The organism is Singulisphaera chitinilytica, from assembly GCF_049331405.1.
In the GTDB taxonomy this organism is placed as follows: domain Bacteria; phylum Planctomycetota; class Planctomycetia; order Isosphaerales; family Isosphaeraceae; genus PoT.
This window is the reverse complement of sequence record NZ_CP186275.1, coordinates 213,833-231,883: the sequence shown is the minus strand read 5'-3', so window position 1 is coordinate 231,883 and position 18,051 is coordinate 213,833. Positions and strand designations below refer to the sequence as shown.

Sequence of the window (18,051 nt, the reverse complement as noted above, 5' to 3'; positions counted from 1 at the left end):
ACGCATGCCGCAACGCGGCGGCCGGTGGGCGGCAACATCGTCCGTCACGCGATCGCATCCCGTTGAACCGGGCGGGTTGGAACGAGCGAGGCAGGATGCCGGGGTGGAGCCCGCCTCGGGTCGCATGGGGGTGGAGATTCGTCATCCCCGTTACTTCTCGTGCGCCAGATGTCCAAGGTAAACCATAGGGCTCCCGTCAGGCCGACATGCCTCGCTGGCAACCGTCCTTGGCTTTGGCTTGTACGTCTTCCTCACGATCGGGCCGTCATCAACCAGGACTTCGCACGAATTGAGGAAATTCTCGATCGCTTGTTCGCTGATCGTGATCCGGCCCGATCCCCTCTTCTCGCCAACCCTCCGGTGTGTCAGGCGTCGGCCCGAACACAGGCGGTAGGTCGCTCCGACCGACAGGCCGATCTTCTCGGCCGCCTTCTTGACCGTGTACCACTCCATCGAATGAACCCTCGTCAGATGTGAGTCGGGATGTTCGCCCGCCGACGCAGCCGGGGCCTGGTGAGCTGGAGCCACGGGCGGTTCGACGGGATCAAGGTACGGACGACGAACGCGGCGACGGGGCAAAGCGACCCCGCCGTTGATCTCTCGTGCGAGTTCCATGTGCGAGGCCGCGGCCGCCCACGGTGGGTGGCTGCAGATGTTCAGCCCAACCGAGCTGCCGGCACAACGATTGGCGCGGACTCCGCAATAACAAGTGAGCGTGGAGGCGTCATCGCCGCCCATCTCCGGGCCCGCGCTCGGCCCGATAGGCTCGTCAGCGTTGCTCGGGCTTCCTCTTGAAGAATACCAACGGAGTGCCATCGGGATAGCAGTCCGCCGGCACAGCGATTGGTTTCCTAGGCCGCCCACGCCTGGCCGGCGGCGGGAACACCTGTTCCATCCCGGTCCTGACGTCCACCTCGCAGGATTTGAGGTAGGCGTCAATCTGGGCCTGGCTGATCCGGATGAGCCCCTTCTTCGGCCCGATCCGCGAATGCGGGATCAGCTTGTCTTTGCAGAGGCCATACAGGGACTCGACGGACAGGCCCAGAATCTTGGCGGCCTGCAGAACGCTGAACCATTCCATCGCTGAAACCCCCTCGAAAGTCGTGCCGGCGTCCTGCCTTTTAGTTCACTCCTGTACAAAGTGGTAGCAAATGCGAAATCCCCATGCAAGTTCGAATTTTTCCATCTTATAAACGATAGATATGAAAATTTCACGGAATTCACGGAAATTCAAACGTCGATTGTTCATGCCCTGATCGGTATTTCGGGCGTTTCACCGCACCGAACGACTCTTGAAACCCGGGCCAGGCGATGTTTCGCTCGCGGATGCATCGCGTTGCTCGCGGCCAATCGACGCCAACTCTCCTGTCAAAATTGCGGAGAGAGCAAAGGGGTGGCTGCCAACTTGGCACTCGACATGAGGGGCTTCCGGGGGGGCGAAATGTCGTAAATTCCAGAGTGAATTCGTGTTACTCGGGCCACCCACCAATCGGCATGCGTGTTGCTTGTCTATTGATCTCCGGAAGTAAGGACACGGGCGGCAATGCACGGGCTGTCGCCCCTCCCTTCCTCATGTTCGATGACCTCCCTTTCAAAGGTTGCCCGTGAACTCTTGAGAGGTGCTTGCCATGCTTCCGAACGTCAAGAATGGAGCCGTCGTCCCCTTCGTCGCCCCGGCCAATCGCCTGGACGCCCTCTTCGACCGCCTCATGGGCGAGGACGGCGGGATGAGCCCGCAGGGCTGGGCACGGACCCCGATGGCGATGTGGGCGGACGATGATCACATATGGATCGAGGCCGAGATGCCGGGCGTCTCGGAGCCGGACCTGGACGTGACGGTCCACAAGGACACGCTCTTCATCCGGGCCGAGCGTAAGCCGCAGGAAGGTCGCCGATACGTGTACAACGGGCGGTCGTTCGGCCGGTTCGAGCGGGCCATCGCCCTGCCCGAGGCCGTCGACGCGGACAACGTCCGGGCCACGCTGAAGGACGGCGTCCTCTGCATCGAGCTGGCCAAGAGGCCCGAGTCCAAGCCGAAGAAGATCGCCATCCAGGCGGGATAGTCCCGGCCCGACGGCGATCGCCTCGCTTCACGCCTATCCTTTCCCTCGCGTCCGTCCCGGGGCATACGCCTCGGGTCGGACGTCGTTGATTGATGGGGGACCGATCGTCCCTCGCGAGCCCTGGTGCTACGGGTTCGCGGTAGGATTCGAGGGACTGTGCCTGGCGCTTGTTCGGGCTAATCGCGATCGCCTGCCTCGCCGCGGAGGGCTGTTCCTTCTCATGACTCGTGGATACATAAGAGAGTGTTCGCGTTGCTCACAACTCCGCTATCAAATCCGCCCTCGAAGCCGTGACCGCCATCGCCCGACGGTCCAAGCAGGAAGCCGAACGGAACGACGAGTGAAACGACCGAAAACGGGCCGATCGCGATTAACGGCCTTGGCATGAGATATGGCGGGTTTTCTGAACGCCTGGATAGATTGACGTCCGGCCACCTAAACGCACGTCTCGTGCGATCCTGGACGATTCTAGGACGGTTCCGGCGGGATGACGGCATTGTCATTCGCCAACACGCCCGTCCCCACTCTCCCGCACCCTCGCCCCGTCGCCGCCCACGCTGGCTGCACGGGCTGCACGCGATGAAAACGGCCTGCACGGGATATATTGCACGGTTTTTTATCGACACTAGTCCATCACAATTAACCACTTAAGAAAAATCTTGGGCGTTCCCTGCTCGCTGCACACGATTTTTCGTACTCGATCTCCTAAGAGAGTTCTTCTCTTACTAATTTATTTCTGAGTCTTCAACTCTCACCACGCGTACAATAGAGAATTATCGTGTGCATCGCGTGTTTGGGTTATGGCACAAGGACTTATGGAAAGTGGTATCCCGTGCAGCAAGGGCCTATCGCGTGCAGGACAATTGTCGTTGGTTGGTAAAATGGGGTGTTTGAGATGAATGCACAAAAAGAGCCTCGCAATCCCCGTTTGTACATGTGCGATTGGGGTAATTGCAAATTGCACGAATTTACTGACGGCGAATGTTACCAATCTTTCTAGCTTTTCCTATCTGTCATAACCCCCGCCTCTTTTGCCATCTCCTCTAACATCTTCACGGCCGCACCCCGCGGCCTCCTAAAATTGGTCGACTCAACGGGAGCCACCCACCTGGCGACGGCTTGCCATTTGACGCCCAAGCGTTCCCCCATCGCTTCGAACGTTAGGCCCAACTTTTCCTTGATGGCAATGATGGTCTCTCGGTCGATCGTGGCGTCCGTCATGGTCTCACCCTTATGAAGTCCACGCCCGGCAACGCCGGCACTCGTGGGCGGCAACCGTCCCTGGCGTCAGTTGCGTCCACGTTCCCCAGCTAACGGACTCATGCAGATTCGCTTGTTAGATTTCACGGATTTCACGTAAATGGAACCGTGATATCTCAACTATTTTATTTCGAACTTGACTTTCCGTCTTTCTCCGTCATTCTGGGCGCTTTAATGAGAAGCCTGGCGGATTTGGCGGAGGTGACTTGTGGGACGTCCCGCGAAACCTTGGCAGCGGAAGGGCAAAGGGCAGTGGTTCGCGACGGTGGGTGGCCGCAAAGAGACCAAGATCGGGACGCCCGAGACGGTCAGGACAAGGAAACAGGCCAATCTTGAGTTCGCAATCCTGCAGGCCGAGGCGAGGAAGGACGCCGCAAGATCGTTCGGCGGTCCCGCCCCTAGAGATGCCCCGCTGAAGCCGCGTCCGATGGACATCAGCGAGCTCCCGGCGTTACGAGATCAATGGCCCAAGAGGCCTCCATTATCGGAATCGGGCGAGCACAAATTCGAAAGCTTTAAAGACAAATACAATGATCTATTCATTGCGCCGTTCCACCCCGGCGAAGCGAATTGCCCCGAGAGGTCTTGGTCCCTGCTCGACGATATCACCATCACCTTAGCACCGAGCGAACCCTTCCTGAACGGTTTCGACTGTTCCTGGTATGAGTGGAGATTCCTCTTCGCTGAAGAAGTCTACGAGGCAGAGAAACGCGGCTGGCCAGGCGAAGCCGACCCGGAAGCGATTCTCACGCCTCAGTACAGGGCGCTCGCCAATCTGGCCGACAGGACTGATACGCCGATCGAGCTCGATGACGATTACAGGGTAGAGAAGTCAGAAGGGGCATGGATCTTAAGAAGGGGTCGCCAAGAGTTCCTCGCGGAACTAGAAGGTCCATGGTTCGGCAGTTACAGATTTTCCGACGAAAGGCCACAACCTTTCCGGGATCCCTACGACGCGGTCGCGGCTTGCGTGCTGATTCAAGCCATTTATAAATGCCGAGAAATACGATACGAAGCAGCCTTGAAGGTGCTCGAGTCGCATCGCAATTTGATGAAGGATCAGGATAAAGCGGCGAAGAAATAGGGTTCGACCATCAGCATTGCAATGAGGCAGACGAATTTCTAATCTGGCGGAAGCCTGGAGGCATCCAACACGTGTCTCCGTAAATTATTGAATTCCCCGACCGATACGTGATAGCCGCCCACCGTGACGCCTCGCCATCCGCTGGGCGGCAATCACCGTTTCCCCCGAGCACCCGAATGGCCATCGAATTCAGCTGCGAATGCGGCAGGCAGATCAAGGTAAGAGACGAATACGCCGGGAGCCCGATCAAGTGCCCGGGTTGCAGGAGTAGCGTCCAGGTCCCCAAGCCGGGCACAGGCGAAAGCCCGCAGGTGGCGAGGGCGACGACACGGGGCCCGTCCACCCCGCAGGACCCCTCGTACTATGGATTCGCGGTCGGGTTCGCCGGTCTGTGCCTGGTACTTTCCGTGTTGGGTTTTGTGATGATCACGATCGCCCACCTGTCTTCAGAGAGCCCTTCCGCCCCGTCACTCATGCTGGTCATCGCGAGCGGTTTCGGGATGCTCTCGAGCCTGTGGATGCTCGCGTTGTCTCTGATCGTGGTGGAGGTGGGGAGGAAGGTGAGGCGGGGTTGAGGCTGAAGGGGAAGTGGGTTGCGACTCCCCGATTAGAAGGCTGCACTGCCTGCGTCGTCCCTGTTCGCGAGTCGATGGATCTTCGGCCGAGATGGACGAAAATGGCACGCTACTCAACATCGAGTTTGCGTGCCATTTCGCCTTATGTCTTTGCCTTGCACTTACAAGCCGATTTGCCAGGCCAATCGGGCGAATACAGTTGCCACACCGACGGTGTACGCGACACAAAGGGCCGCTCCCGTCACGGCAAGTTTCCTCGACCAGCCGGACGCCCCCTTGGTCAGCGATACGGCCCCGATGGAGACCATCGGCGAGAACGGCAGGACCCAGAAGCACGCCACGCTCAGGATGGCCAGTGCCTTGGCCATGCGATTGGGTACCGACGCATCGGTTTCAGAAGTCATTGATTTGAGCCCCTACGGAGTACGACCGATGTCAGAGACGTAGTATCGGCCATCCTCTGACTTTTGTCAATCGGGCACACTTTCGTAGGAGTAGGGCACGCCAGTCGAGTCGAGTGGCATTTCGGGGTGAACTTCGACCGCTCCCACGGGATTGCCGGTTAAGTAGCCCCGCGACGACTGCCCTTCCCTCCCCCGCCAGCGAATACACGTTCGCCCGATACCTCGACCGCCACCCACGTGCTCCCGGCTCGGTGGGCGGCGGAACGTTCTGCATGACTGGCAGGGCGTGAAATCAATGTGTCGTTACGGCCCTTCGGCTCACTTCTTAAGCTCTCTCACCAATGTTGTGAGTCTCCGCTCAAGCTCCGTTTCAAGAATTTTTAGACCCTCTCCGTTCGGCAAATAGCGAAGAATTCTATGGTGCTTAAGGTCAAAAGGCACGTCTTCCATCGATTGAGTAATTGGGACTACATGCTTCCCTAAAGTATGAGCTATTCCAGTTTCATACATTACGTTCGGATTCTTTCCTGTAAAATCGACAATCACTATGGATGACAAAAACAGCAAATTAAAAATATCTTGAATTATAGTGCTATCTTGCCAGATATCGTCTACGCGTTGACACCTTAATCCGCTCCATTTGCAGGCTTTTTGAATGGAACTATAAACGCTACTAAAGTGTGCCGCGAATGGCATCATGACAGCCGCCAAGTCTGGGGAGAGCGGCTCATCGGGCACCTTAAACACAGATGGACAAAACGTTATTTTGCGGGTCGCTTCTCTCGGTCGCAAAACTGACGACACGTAAGTTCCACCGATAGGACTTAGTTTTGCATGGCCATTGCCTTCTGGATAGACGATTTCCAATGCGTACGGCGACAAGGCTTTGTTCAGGAGGTCATGGGCGGCGCGCAGATCAATACGAATCTCAGCCGAGGCATCAAAATAGTCTAAATTCATAAGTTCTTCAATCAAGGTAACCATTTCAGCCGAAGGCATTTTTCCATCGACTGGTGAATCCAAGTTCAGCTTAGCCAATGCTGCTTGTGAACCCTGATTGCGAGTTTGGCCTTCCAAATTCAGGGCAAAGCCAAGCCCTCCATAAAACTCCACCAATGCTTTAACTCCACGGTATGGAAACGGCGAAGGGGCATCGCCACACACATACCGAGCTATTGTGGTGATTGTCGATGGTTTGAATCTCATGCCAAATCCTTTCAAAATGTTTTAATTTATCGTCCACCTGTCCGTTTGGGAGCCACCTTCGGGAAACCTATCTGCTTTGCGTACAGGACCGCCCCCTTCTCCATCACCTGGACAGCGGTTGATCGGTCGAATTCGGCGAGCTCATTGAGCCAATCGCGGAATTCAACCGTTCCTTTCATCGACACGACGATTGCCCGGGAGTCTGAGGTTTCGGGCGTAGCTTCAGGCTTCTTCTTGGCCATGGAAGGCTCCTTTCAGGTTCCCAAGTATATCCCATAGATGCCACGAGGCAATCCCGAAAGATACCCAAAGTAGTCCATTGACCTTTGGACTACTTTGGGATATCATTGGGATGTCGGGTCGAGGAACGGCCGACACCCGACAAACAAAATGGCCCCGCAGGTGGTGGAACACCCACGGGGCCGAGAGGCAAGCCTGTTACGAGGCCCACCCCATGTCAATCCTACTCGCAAGCTCCCCCGCCCGCCACCGGCTCCCCAACGGCCGGATCGCCGAGCCGAGTACTCATGACGTCCTGTACTCCTTGCCGCCCGCCGACGCCCGACGGGTCACACTCGCCCGTCTCCGTGCGATGAACGCGTTCGAGGTGAAGCATCCCGGCATCGAAGACGAGTACATCGAGCATGCCGGTGAGGTGGCCGCGAAGGCGGAGCTTGAGAAGGTGATTGCGGAGAGGAAGGCGAACCCCCGCCGGACGCCCGCGGTTGCCGCCCACACGACTGCCGCCCACGCGGTGGCCACGCCCGCCCGACGAGCCTACGCCCGGCCTCCCGTCCTGCCCACCCGCCGGAGCGAACGCCCCGCCCGTCCGTTCGGCGAAGGCATCTTCGACAAGCGTGCCAAGCACTCCGTCGCCGATGAGCAGTGGTGGCGGGAAAACTCGCCGACGAACGCCTACGATTACGTCGTCCTCGAGCGGACTCGCACGCTCTCCATGTGGGAAACCTGGCCCAGCTCGAAGATCGACCCCGAGCTCGGTTGGTGAGGTGGACTCGGGCGGATGGGAGATGACCTGTCCGCCCGGGGTAACCCTGCGGGGCATGGGGTGTAGGACCGACCCCGCGCCCACGGTGGGTGGCCAATCTCCCGCCATGCCTCCCACGTGGGTGGCTGCACGCCGGAGGAACGTCCACCGTCGGCCCGTCCGACCATTCGTAGTCCTGACGCCCGACCGACGCCACGCACCACGCGACCGCCCCCCCGTGGGTGGCCTGCGTCCACCGTCCACACGCCCAACCGTCCCGTCCCACCCGTCACCCGCGGGCTCGATCGCCGTGCGTCCGGTGAGTGGGATGAGGGCTCTCTCGAGATTCGACCGACCGACTGACTTCACAACCCCGTCCGAGGTGGACCGCCCGGACGTCGACCTTACATCAGGAGTGCCTACCGATGACGAAGACGCGAAATGCCGACAAGTCCCCCAAGGCAGCCGCATCCAAGGCCACCACCACGCTCGAGAGCCAGGCACCCCCCAAAGTTCGCCACCGCACGTCGGGTAAAGCGGAAGCCGCCCCGACCGCCAAAGGTCCCTCGTCCAACGTCACCCGCACCCGCCGTGTCCACCCCTCCACCGGCTCCGGCCGACCGCTGAGCCCCGCGGAGGCGTTCGTGGCCCGTGCCGTGATCGCCCGCTGGGAGGCCGCCCGGTCGTTCGTCGCCACCCACGTGGGGAGCCCGGACGGGGACGACGACTTCCGCCGTGCGAACGAACTGTGGGTGGCATCTGCCTACGACCCGACCGCCTACCGCCAGGCCTGCAAGTCCGAAGGTATCCACGCCATCGGGTCCGAGGCGTTACAGAGCTATGCCGCCCACAGGATGGACTACTCCGAAGGCCTCCCAAGGGTGGCCTGGCAGGTACTCACTCACGCCGAGCGGGACTTAGTGGAACTGTTGGTCGTGCTCGACGACGAACGGAGGATGGATGACGGGGAGGAGGTGGGGATCGTCGTGGACGGAATGAAGTACACGGCCAGTCAGGATGAGTGGTGCCGGGGGGATGTGTTCGCGAGGTTGGCGGTCGATGTGATGGGATGAGGGTGGGAAGCAATCAAAGGAGGCCTGGGTTCACGAGGATGACCCAGGCGTCCGTTTGCTAATTGGATCGCCAAGCTTTTCGTTGCGATGAGAGGATCGCGGCAAAAACATCGCCCGGCATGTCAGCTGGAGAGCCTATCGGCCCACACTCACGTCGCCGTAATAGCCTGCGGACTCGCGAAACCTCGCCTTCTCCAGCTGGATCGTCGGATCATTGGCGATTCTGGCGGCTTCGGCCCTCGCTCGCGCGTACAGATCGGGGTTATCGGTGGCGAAACTCCGAGTCGAGACCGAGCCACCGCCGCTCTTGACCGGAGTTGACTCGGTGTATCCGACGAGCGAGGCGATGGCGGGGATAATCTGGACCTTCTCCCTCTTGTCCGGCTCCTGGGGAGGCCACAACGTTTCGAGCTGGCTCCTAATAGCCGCAATCTCGCGGGCCTTGTCCGGCAATTCACGCTCGGAAGTGTCCACTACCGCCTTGCCGTCAGCGTTGAAGACTCGGAAATAAAGGACATGATCCACGTCCGCGATGATGATCGTGCTCTTAGCAAATATTGGAATCTCTGTCACATCATTTAGTGAAGAAATAAGCTTTAGATTCAATCCAAATAGCTTTTGGCGATAAGGATCTGTGAAGTTTCCATCGCTTTGCTTCCCGTCACGCTCGCGTCGTGATGCGATTGCCTTGAGGCGGTTACGGGTTGTGCGGGGCGTGTAAGATTGCGGGTAGGGCCCCGAATTGAAACCTGGGTAAAAGTCCGGCGAGAAGTCGTTAAACGAGGGATAGCCGTAGGACATCCCGACGCCAGAGCCGTACCGGTGGAAAGTATGCCCCCCAGGTGCGTGGTAAGTGTTTCCGTAACCGTATTGATTCGCCCATCTCATGTGTTGCGCCTGAGCTGGGTTACTCGTGGCTATTAGAAGGAGGGCAAAGCTGAGAACGATTATCCTAAGACTTTTCACCGGATGCGGCCCCGCAGCCAATTGCGTTCCAGATCGACGACGCCGAATCGGCAGGCCGACCCCGGAAACTCCAGTCAAACCGCACTTTTTACACCATTGCCAGCTCACGAGCAATACGTGCACGGACGAATCGCGTGTTGTTCTAATCGGGGCATAGGATCAGCCCACCTCTGCGACCGAGAGTCAGGCCAACGGCCGCCCATCCGTGGGTGGCAAGCTCAAGGACGGTCCACGGGCAAGCCCCATTCCCATGGGGTGCCTCTCTGTGGGTGGCCTGAGTCCCGTCGACTCACACCCTGCGGGGCCGGCTACCACCGTTCGCTCCACTCCCGCGGAGCCAATTACTCCTGCCAAGCCCCCCACCCCGCACTTCAAGCAGTTGGCACGCTCCTTCGACCTCGACGGTCGTCCCGTCCGGGTGATCACCCGATGGTATGACCGCAGACCGAACGTCCCAGGGGCGATGAAGGACCACGAACGACCGGGGACGTGGATCAGCCAGCATGTGGATTGCCGGGCGACGTACGAGAGGTACTGGCCGGAGGGGGCGGTGGGTTAGTAGAGGGGTGAAACCGGCGGCCTCGTGAAGAAATCATCAGGGGCCGCCGGCTGATTGAGCCGTCTCTCACCCATAAACAACACCTGATCCAGTCGCATGCTTCGATTCGTAAGGAGTGTGGAAATTACGCTTGGAATCTGGCTTAGCCAGGTGCAGTAGGCATTGCTAAGGGGTAATCTAGTTACGACCTACTGCGGCAGGCCTAATCACCGCATGTATGCTTCTGGCCTAGATGCCCTGAAGCGAAACCTGGATTGATTTCCTGATCAAATTTCACCGATAGGCAGCCCGATGAACAAGGTATTCAGAATCTTCGTGGTCACGGCCCTTGGGCCAACATCATTGTCCGGATGTAGTTGCGATCGGCAACCGAGCCAGCCCACTTCTCTCGAATCCCAGGTCATCAAACCTGATCTGCCAGAAAACGGTAATGTCGCCATCGAGAATGTTGACCCTGTATCGCAGGAAGTCTCGATGGATAAGGTACCCGCCAAAGTTCTCGGGGCGGCCAAAAACGAATTGCCCACCGTGAGACTGGAGAATGCGTACTTCACCTCGAATGAGGGCAGCATTCTCTCGTTGCCTGACTACACGCTGGACGGTGTTGACTCAGACGGGAAGAGGGGCACGGTTCGCGTTGACGTCTCGGGGAAAGTTCACGCAATCGACGGCCCGATTCCGCTTGACCGGGTGCCCTCAGACATCAAGGCAGAGGCTGCTACGGCGATGCCAGGCGTCACATTCAAATCCGCCAGGATTATGAAGCATGGCCAGTTGGTACGGACCATAGGGATTCGTGACTTCTATGAGCTTGAAGGAGTCGACGCCAGAGGGAAAGTCCGTCGTCACAAGCACAAGCTCCCAACCGGACAAACCGTTCGCTGAGTTATCCCTTGGCTGTACAACAGCGGTTGAGAAGCCAAGCCACTACAAGCAAGCCAGCCGCCGGGTCGTTCGTCGCCACCCACGTGGGCAGCCCGGACGGGGACGATGAGTTCAACCGTGCCAACCAACTGCGGGTGGCATCCACCGATCTAACCTACTCGCCCTCTGCCGCCCGCCGTACCTTCTCCCAGTCGATGAAATCCCTCTGGACGGGCCATGTCCTGAATTGGCCCTTCAGGGTGGCAAAGTCTCGCAAAATGTGGCCGAACAGGATGCCCGACATCATGGCGACCGCCACGTCCAGGTCCAGGGACCAGAAGAAGGCGATGCTGAGCCCGAAGTAGATCAACAAGACGAGGTAATACTTTTTACTCATGCCGAACCAGAGTCGGTAGGTGTAGCCCTGCTCGCGGGCCCTGAGCAGGTTGGTGGCGATCCGCCGTTCCAAGGTGGAGGCTGTCCGGTCGGATTTCGGTCCTTCATACGGGTTCGCGTCAGACATGGCTACCTCAAACCTCCAAACCCCTGCATTGAGTTGCTACGTGGTTGTCCGGTCGCTCCCCGGATATTGGCCGTGGTTGGGATCACGAACCCTCACCACCCACGGGAGGGCGCGAAGGTCGCACGCCTCCCGCCTCATTCAGTCTGGAGAAGACACCGCCCATCAGCCCACCCAGGAGGCCGAATGCCAGGGCCGCGAGCGTGTGGCCGATGCGGCGGTAATGGTACAGATTGATGACACGCCCGGTGAACGGAGCCATGCCGGTAACGCCGGGCTGGATCGATGTTGGCACCTTCGGGGGATCTTCGAAGAACTTTTCTCCCCCCGAGCTCAGATCCACCGTCATGGAAGCAGGCGGACTCGCGACCGGTTGGACGGCATCGAGCAAAGCCTTGGATAGGTATGGCGGCGCGTAAGATCCATTGGGCCCAGGCCAGAGATAGAACGCCGTCAGAAGGTAAATCCAACCGAAGATGCTGAAGCCTGAAAAGGCGTGGCGTAATTTGCCCTGGATCGCGACCGCCGCGAGCGTAGAGGCGGCCAGCAGGAATATCGTGAGTGTGAATAAAGCGCTGGCCCAGACCCCCGTGGCGGCGTGAAGGCCAGCCAACCCGATGGCGATCAAGAGTGTTACGACCATCATCCCTGCGATCGAAAGCCGAACCCTCAAGGGTGTCCTCCCTTCCAACCGAGATCAGGGCCCTTCTCATGGCCCGAATGCCGACCAGACGCGATGGCGTCAGAGACTTGGACCATAACACGCCTGGGTGATTGGGAGTAGGTGGAGGCCACCTATCAGGGCTTGCCGCGGTGGACGAACTAAGCTGCCGACAGGCATGGCGGGATCTTTTTGGCGATTGGAGTGCGCGGCGGGAGCTACTCGGCACGTCAGGATGAGTGTTGCCGTGGGATGGGTGCGTGAGGTTGACGGCGGGATGATGGGATGCGGTAGGATGAACGCCCGGGTTTATGAAATGGGCCCGGGCGTCCGCTCTTTGTGCTGGTTGCCCTTCTCATCAAATGAAGGCAGATTTCGGCATAGCAAATGTACGGCGGCTTAGTGCATCTTCGGGTGGCATTGAAAGCATGATAGAGTTCTATGGGTGATGCCGCTAATCTAGTTTCGAGACGAATTGGCGGATGACATTGTGGCAGAGGTCGATGGCATGGCAATCAATCCCCTTCTCTTCAAATACAAAGGTAATCTCTGTGCTGCTTGCGGGCTGAGCGTAGATGAAATGATGAGAAAATATGGCGTAGTGAACAAACTTTTTCAATTTAATCACACAGATCCGTCTGCTAAGCATCCCGAATACGATAAGCTAATGCAGCGTGTGATTTCGAGCGATCAACTCAACGAGGTCGACAAATGTGTGTTGTTATGCAGCGGTTGCCACATCATTTTGCATGGCCAAAACATTTCAGCGGATTTCACGATCACCGTGCGAATGGGCGGCAGAACTGCTGTCCTGAACGTCAAAGCGCAGGTTATTCACAATAAATACACAAATCAATTTACTTGTTTCACAGAAAAGCCTCTTTTTCTTTACCCCTATGCCGTTAGACGTGGCGATCTCAAGCCATCCCTTATGACTGGTTTTGAATTACACGACGGCCGCTTGCTTGATTACATGCTGGAAACGAAGAACGGTAAGCCTCTTGAGATCAGCGTTAAAGGGGGCGCTATCATGTTCAGAGCCGAAAAGATCGATGACCAGAATTGTAGAGTTCTGCATCATTCGGATTTCCCCTTGCTCAGTCTAAACGTGACCAAGGAAGATGGAAGCTTCGATTTCTCCGTTAGAAATGGTCAAACTATATACAATTCAAAAAACGAGATGAACATTAATCCAGAACCAGCATTTCCAATGTATGAAAGCGAAATGACTTACGATTCCATTTTAACTGCAAAGGTTGAATTTGCTCAGAATCAAGGCAAGCGACGTAGCACATCTTAATCGAAGAACTTAACATATGCTCTCTCGTGGGATTCCCATCCTCATCAAAGAACCGCGAAAGCCTTTAGCTCGACTGATGCCGAAAGCGGAGACCTACGCCGCCTGGGCGAGAGCTCGGTAGAGCAACTCGCGTAGAGGGGCGGAGAGTTTCTCCAGGCCCGAGTCGAACCCGGCCTCTCGAAATACTCCCTCGGACCACAGCCGCAGACGCACGGCACACAAGGCATCCGAGAACAGAACGGACTCCTTGCTCGGCGAGTCTGTGCCTGCGATTCGGGACGGCCTCGTTTCGCGTAAGTTCATCGCCACCCACGTGGGTGGCACCGCCGATCACAGAATCCCCACCGCCCGCATCGCCCTGATGAGCAAACACCCCCGCAGGTCCACCCACTCACGCCGGAAGATGAAGTCGGGACAGTCGCACGTCGGCCCGTGGAGCGTCTGTGCCACGTCGTAGGTGTCGCCGTCGTGCGTCAGGCGGAAGGCACGGGTGACGTCGTCCATCTCGGAGGCGATCGGCCTGACGGCGTGATCCGCAACGTCGCTACGACGGATCGCGACTGGACGGAATGCCGCCCCGGGGTGTAGGCTCCGCATGCCCCCGCGTGCGGTCGCATCGCACGGGATGGGCCGACAGGAGGGAGATCACGTGCGAATACCAAGGATGACGGTCAAGCGTTGGATGATCTCGGTTGCCGTGCTGGCCGCCTTCCTCAGCCGCCCGGCCTACTTGCGGAGTATTGCCCGGAAACATGAGATGGCCCGGGAAAGGCTCGGCGTGACCGATCTGGATATCTACTCCGGCCTGGTGGGAGGGAACGGAGAGGATCCATCAGAGGTCGCCGCTCGAAGGAAGGTCACCAAGCCGATCCATGCCGTCGCCCAGCATCACTGGGATATGAAGGAGAAATACGAGGAGGCGGCGCGTCGCCCGTGGCTCCTCGTGCCGGCCGATCCTCCATCACCACCCATGCCCTCGAAGGAGTGCCTGGAGGGCTTCCGTCGCCTCGTCCAAGATCCGGCCCGGGAATTGATGGCCGATATTAAGAGACGAGATTCGCCCATCCCGACTGGCGAGGTCAAATAGGTGCCGAAAGGGCCGACCGGAGCAAGGGCAGAGCATGTCGGATTCGATAACTCGCCGCCTCACAGTAATGGACATGATGGTCCTGGTGGCATCCGCGGCCGTGGGCCTTGCCGCGGGCCGATTCGCCTGGCACTTCGATCCATTCTCGTATTCTTATGGTCAAATGTGTATCCGGGCAATGAGTGCCTTCGCCCTGGCCGGTCCGATCGGGCTCATCCCCCTGTTCTTGAAGCGGCCCAGGCCCCCGCTTCATCGGATCACCCAGCAGCCGGGCTTGACGGCGTCCTTTGCCGTTGCATTCACATCTGGGTGTGTATTCTTGTGTCGAACCTCAGTCTATATCATGGAGTGTTCGCGGGGCCTGCACAGGTTTAAATGGCTCTGGATCTTCGAAAATGCTGATCTCTTAGAGACAATCAGCTACCCGACAAGGATCGGACATGCGGTCGCTGCATGCTGGATGATCCAATCCCTGAGTGGACGTTGGCGACCCGAGCCAAATCTGCCGGATCGGCTCGGGAGGTTCTGGGGAGTTAGTTGGATTGTTCTCGCCGTCGGGTGCGAGATATGGGTGGAATGGTCCTGGTAAACGAATCCAAATTCCGGCCTCGCGGCCTGGGTACAAGTTGCCATGCGGACGCTACGGATTCGATGTCCCGCATGCCTCCGTTCCGTCGCTTTGGCGGCACCGGAGACGCATCGCGAGCAATCACTGAGACTGACCTCGAAGGGGCCCGATCCAATCGAGCCCCTTCTCATTGCGCAAAGCCAAGTGGCCGTGCAACCGCATCCCCCGCCGACGCCCTGGAGCTGCTCCCCGCGATAGTCGCAACCGCGGATGAGGTCGAGGTGAGCCGGATGCGGGTTCGCGTTGACCAACCTCCCGTGGCCCCTGAGATGGGACCGCCCGGCAACTTTCCCGCCCGGTCAGGAATTGCGGGCCGAAGGCTCGCCCGGCGGACCGCTAAGCCAGTTAGGCCCACGTGACAATCGAGTCGGTGATTATCTGGAGCTCGAGCGTCCCCGGGGGGCGAACTCGCCTCGTGGGTGGCCTGCTCCCCAAGTCGGGCGTCATGAGTCAGCCGGAGGCCGACTCGCATCTGAGTAATGTTGCCAAAAAGCAACACGAGGTGGTTGCAACTCGCCGTGTCTCTAGATTTCTGCTTTTAACCTCATTTCGTCATTAGGTATCCAATCGTTCATCGCGTAACCCCTGTGCGCCTATGCTCTTGGAGATGCGGCATTGTGTCGAATATTGTGCATGCATTGATTTGTGAGTTTTCCGCCTAAACCATCAACTATGGCCAATGGCCCTAACGTGCTTACGCCTCATGGTTTTGTACTCGAAATTGCTCCAAGGATTTCACGAAAATTGGCAAGGCCGACTCCCATGTGGGTGGCTGTAAACAACTTATGAATAGTCACGAATATCACGGAAATCACTGAAATACGTGGAAATCGTGAATTGTAGGACGACGGCCTCTCGTGCCATAAGTTGTTTTGGGGTAATGATTTACGTTTATTCGAATTCTTATAAAAATTGATATCCACTTGTTTTTATTGAGCATTAATGCCATTTGCAATCCGCCGGCGATTTTGTTTGAATTGATCTTCGACGCCGATTGGCATTCGCTGACGGTGACAAACATCAAAATCGAGGTTACTGGTGACACATGGCTACGAAGCTGAGTGACAGGCCGGTTGCGGTCGAGGCGACCCTGCTCGAGAGGCTGTTCACGATTCATGACGTCGCGGGGGCCCTCGGCGTGAGCCGCCGGACGGCCGAACGCATGAAGTCCTCGGGGAAGTTCCCCAGGCCCGACCTTTATGTGGGGGTGTCCCCAAGATGGCGGGCCGAGACCGTCAAGGGGTGGATCGAGAGTCAGGTCCGTGACAACTGAGGTCGGGCGAGCGGTTGGCCAGGGGCCGGCCGCGAGAGGAGTGGTCATGGCATCGATACGGCGGCGGGGCAGAATCTATTACTATCGATACGTGGACGCCTCGGGCGTCCGGGTCGAACGGAAGGGGTGTTCGGACAAGAAGGCCACCCAGGAGATGGCCAGGGCCGCGGAGAGCGAAGCTGCGCAGGTCCGCAGCGGGACGCTAGACCCCAAGGCCGCGAAGTATCGCGAGCACGAGGCGAGGCCCCTGGTTGACCACCTGGCGGACTTCGAACGGTCGCTGCTGGCCAAGGGGGACACCGCCGAGTATGTGGCCACGACCCGCACTCGGGTCGCTAAGACTTTCGAGCGGGCAGGCACACGGCGGATCTCGGCCATATCCCTCTCGAAGACCATCGAAGCCTTGGCGGGGCTCCGCAAGGAGAACGATTGGACCCCCGAGACGCAGAACCATCACGTCCGTGCGGTGAAGGGATTCTCTCGATGGCTGTGGCGGGATGGGCGGACCCGCGAGCACGCCTTGGCACACCTGGCAACGGTCAATTCGGCCGCGGGCAGTCGGAGACGGAGGCGGGCGTTGACCGTCGACGAGTGCCGGAGGCTCCTGGTTGCCGCCCACAATGGGCCGGTGGCCAAGAAGATGACCGGGCCAGTCCGGTCGATGATGTATGACGTCGCGATGAACACCGGGTTCCGGGCCGCCGAGCTGGGCAGCCTGACGGTGGACTCGTTCGACCTGACTTCCGAGCGTCCCAGGGTGACCGTGAAGGCTGCGTACACCAAGAACAAGCACGAGGCGGTCATGCCGCTGCCGCCCGCCCTGGCCGCCAGGCTCCGCGAGTGGCTGCCCGGCCGTCCCGCGGGAGAGCCCGTGTTCCGGTTCACCAAGAGGGAAGCGGAGATGCTCCGCGTGGACCTGGCGGCGGCGGGAATCCCGTACGAGACCCCCGCCGGCCGGGCCGACTTCCACAGCCTGCGAGGCGTGTTCATCTCGAACGTGGTCGCCTCCGGTGCGAGCGTGAAGACGGCCCAGACCCTCGCCCGGCACTCGACCCCCTCGCTCACCATCGGCATCTACGCCAAGGCGAGCGTCCAGGACATCGACGGGGCGGTCAACGGCCTGCCCGAGCTTGCGCCCCAACCGCCACCCATAAGCGATGGCTTTGCCCCTCATTTGCCCCACATGGGGGACGCAAAGGGGCAAAGTTTGTCGCAAGATGTCGCAAAGCCAGGCACAGAACGGGTGATCAAGTCGGGGGATGAACCGGCGTTGCAACCCGTTGGAAGCGATGGGTTTGACTCGTCTTGTCGCACGTTGGCGGATAATGTCGAAGACTGTCGACAGAGGGGCATTGATACTCACGTGAATGGACTTCCAATGGATCATGTCTCCATTGCGTTAAACGGGCGAGATGGGGGATGTCGACCTCGACGGAGGCGATGCGTCTCGATCCCGCCCGAGGCCGCGCAAGAAAAGGCTCGCGGCAGGTTGTGCCGCGGGCCCTGGCTGATGTGATTGCGATGGCAGGCGGCGCCGATAGGC

At 58.8% G+C, this 18,051-nt stretch carries 19 protein-coding genes; 10 read left to right on the top strand and 9 right to left on the bottom strand.

The genetic code is table 11. The features are described 5' to 3' along the window. Positions 1-769 precede the first annotated feature (769 nt). Entirely contained in the window at positions 770-1,081 is a 312-nt protein-coding gene (locus tag ACOYYX_RS39070; RefSeq protein ID WP_422931779.1) for a helix-turn-helix domain-containing protein, read from the bottom strand. 547 nt (positions 1,082-1,628) lie between these two features. Here ACOYYX_RS39070 and ACOYYX_RS39065 point away from each other — a divergent pair. Beyond that, entirely contained in the window at positions 1,629-2,063 is a 435-nt protein-coding gene (locus tag ACOYYX_RS39065; protein WP_422931778.1) for an Hsp20/alpha crystallin family protein, read from the top strand. 996 nt (positions 2,064-3,059) lie between these two features. Here ACOYYX_RS39065 and ACOYYX_RS39060 read toward each other — a convergent pair. Next, positions 3,060-3,284, bottom strand: coding sequence for a helix-turn-helix domain-containing protein (locus ACOYYX_RS39060; RefSeq protein WP_422931777.1), 225 nt, complete (start codon positions 3,282-3,284; stop codon positions 3,060-3,062). A gap of 247 nt (positions 3,285-3,531) precedes the next feature. Between ACOYYX_RS39060 and ACOYYX_RS39055 the strand changes: the two genes are divergently transcribed. Both ACOYYX_RS39055 and ACOYYX_RS39050 read left to right on the top strand, forming a co-directional pair. Further along, on the top strand, positions 3,532-4,407 hold the full coding sequence (locus tag ACOYYX_RS39055; RefSeq protein ID WP_422931776.1) for a hypothetical protein: 876 nt from the start codon (positions 3,532-3,534) through the stop codon (positions 4,405-4,407). 176 nt (positions 4,408-4,583) lie between these two features. Next, positions 4,584-4,982: a hypothetical protein gene (locus tag ACOYYX_RS39050; protein ID WP_422931775.1), complete on the top strand. Its 399-nt coding sequence runs from the start codon at positions 4,584-4,586 to the stop codon at positions 4,980-4,982. A gap of 161 nt (positions 4,983-5,143) precedes the next feature. On the opposite strand, the gene ACOYYX_RS39045 is transcribed toward ACOYYX_RS39050, so the two are convergent. The 3 genes from ACOYYX_RS39045 to ACOYYX_RS39035 all read right to left on the bottom strand — a co-directional run bounded on the left by ACOYYX_RS39045 (position 5,144) and on the right by ACOYYX_RS39035 (position 6,834). After that, complete coding sequence (locus ACOYYX_RS39045; RefSeq protein WP_422931774.1) at positions 5,144-5,386, bottom strand: hypothetical protein; 243 nt, start codon at positions 5,384-5,386, stop codon at positions 5,144-5,146. A 318-nt stretch (positions 5,387-5,704) separates the two neighbouring features. Beyond that, positions 5,705-6,592 carry a hypothetical protein gene (locus ACOYYX_RS39040; RefSeq protein ID WP_422931773.1) on the bottom strand — a complete coding sequence of 296 codons (888 nt, stop codon included), beginning with the start codon at positions 6,590-6,592 and terminating at the stop codon, positions 5,705-5,707. Between the two features lie 26 nt (positions 6,593-6,618). Further along, complete coding sequence (locus ACOYYX_RS39035; RefSeq protein ID WP_422931772.1) at positions 6,619-6,834, bottom strand: hypothetical protein; 216 nt, start codon at positions 6,832-6,834, stop codon at positions 6,619-6,621. 212 nt (positions 6,835-7,046) lie between these two features. Between ACOYYX_RS39035 and ACOYYX_RS39030 the strand changes: the two genes are divergently transcribed. Together ACOYYX_RS39030 and ACOYYX_RS39025 are read left to right on the top strand one after the other, a co-directional pair. After that, on the top strand, positions 7,047-7,598 hold the full coding sequence (locus ACOYYX_RS39030; protein WP_422931771.1) for a hypothetical protein: 552 nt from the start codon (positions 7,047-7,049) through the stop codon (positions 7,596-7,598). 404 nt (positions 7,599-8,002) lie between these two features. Beyond that, a complete protein-coding gene (locus ACOYYX_RS39025; RefSeq protein ID WP_422931770.1) occupies positions 8,003-8,650 on the top strand; it encodes a hypothetical protein in 648 nt (215 codons plus the stop codon). A gap of 135 nt (positions 8,651-8,785) precedes the next feature. Here the strand turns inward: ACOYYX_RS39025 and ACOYYX_RS39020 are convergent, their stop codons facing one another. Continuing rightward, positions 8,786-9,451, bottom strand: a complete 666-nt coding sequence (locus tag ACOYYX_RS39020) for a hypothetical protein (protein ID WP_422931769.1) — start codon at positions 9,449-9,451, stop codon at positions 8,786-8,788. Between the two features lie 1,015 nt (positions 9,452-10,466). Here ACOYYX_RS39020 and ACOYYX_RS39015 point away from each other — a divergent pair. Next, the gene (locus ACOYYX_RS39015) at positions 10,467-11,060 is read left to right on the top strand and encodes a hypothetical protein (protein WP_422931768.1); all 594 of its coding nucleotides are present in this window, start codon (positions 10,467-10,469) and stop codon (positions 11,058-11,060) included. Between the two features lie 154 nt (positions 11,061-11,214). Here the strand turns inward: ACOYYX_RS39015 and ACOYYX_RS39010 are convergent, their stop codons facing one another. Both ACOYYX_RS39010 and ACOYYX_RS39005 read right to left on the bottom strand, forming a co-directional pair. Continuing rightward, the gene (locus ACOYYX_RS39010) at positions 11,215-11,562 is read right to left on the bottom strand and encodes a hypothetical protein (RefSeq protein ID WP_422931767.1); all 348 of its coding nucleotides are present in this window, start codon (positions 11,560-11,562) and stop codon (positions 11,215-11,217) included. Between the two features lie 82 nt (positions 11,563-11,644). Further along, entirely contained in the window at positions 11,645-12,205 is a 561-nt protein-coding gene (locus ACOYYX_RS39005) for a hypothetical protein (protein ID WP_422931766.1), read from the bottom strand. A gap of 505 nt (positions 12,206-12,710) precedes the next feature. Between ACOYYX_RS39005 and ACOYYX_RS39000 the strand changes: the two genes are divergently transcribed. After that, the gene (locus ACOYYX_RS39000; RefSeq protein ID WP_422931765.1) at positions 12,711-13,520 is read left to right on the top strand and encodes a hypothetical protein; all 810 of its coding nucleotides are present in this window, start codon (positions 12,711-12,713) and stop codon (positions 13,518-13,520) included. 330 nt (positions 13,521-13,850) lie between these two features. Here ACOYYX_RS39000 and ACOYYX_RS38995 read toward each other — a convergent pair whose 3' ends face one another. Then, positions 13,851-14,024: a hypothetical protein gene (locus tag ACOYYX_RS38995; RefSeq protein WP_422931764.1), complete on the bottom strand. Its 174-nt coding sequence runs from the start codon at positions 14,022-14,024 to the stop codon at positions 13,851-13,853. 145 nt (positions 14,025-14,169) lie between these two features. Between ACOYYX_RS38995 and ACOYYX_RS38990 the strand changes: the two genes are divergently transcribed. From ACOYYX_RS38990 to ACOYYX_RS38980, 3 genes are all read left to right on the top strand, one after another. Further along, a complete protein-coding gene (locus ACOYYX_RS38990) occupies positions 14,170-14,607 on the top strand; it encodes a hypothetical protein (RefSeq protein WP_422931763.1) in 438 nt (145 codons plus the stop codon). A gap of 1,673 nt (positions 14,608-16,280) precedes the next feature. Continuing rightward, the gene (locus tag ACOYYX_RS38985) at positions 16,281-16,508 is read left to right on the top strand and encodes a helix-turn-helix transcriptional regulator (protein WP_422931762.1); all 228 of its coding nucleotides are present in this window, start codon (positions 16,281-16,283) and stop codon (positions 16,506-16,508) included. A 46-nt stretch (positions 16,509-16,554) separates the two neighbouring features. Continuing rightward, positions 16,555-18,024, top strand: coding sequence for a tyrosine-type recombinase/integrase (locus tag ACOYYX_RS38980; RefSeq protein WP_422931761.1), 1,470 nt, complete (start codon positions 16,555-16,557; stop codon positions 18,022-18,024). Positions 18,025-18,051 lie beyond the last annotated feature (27 nt).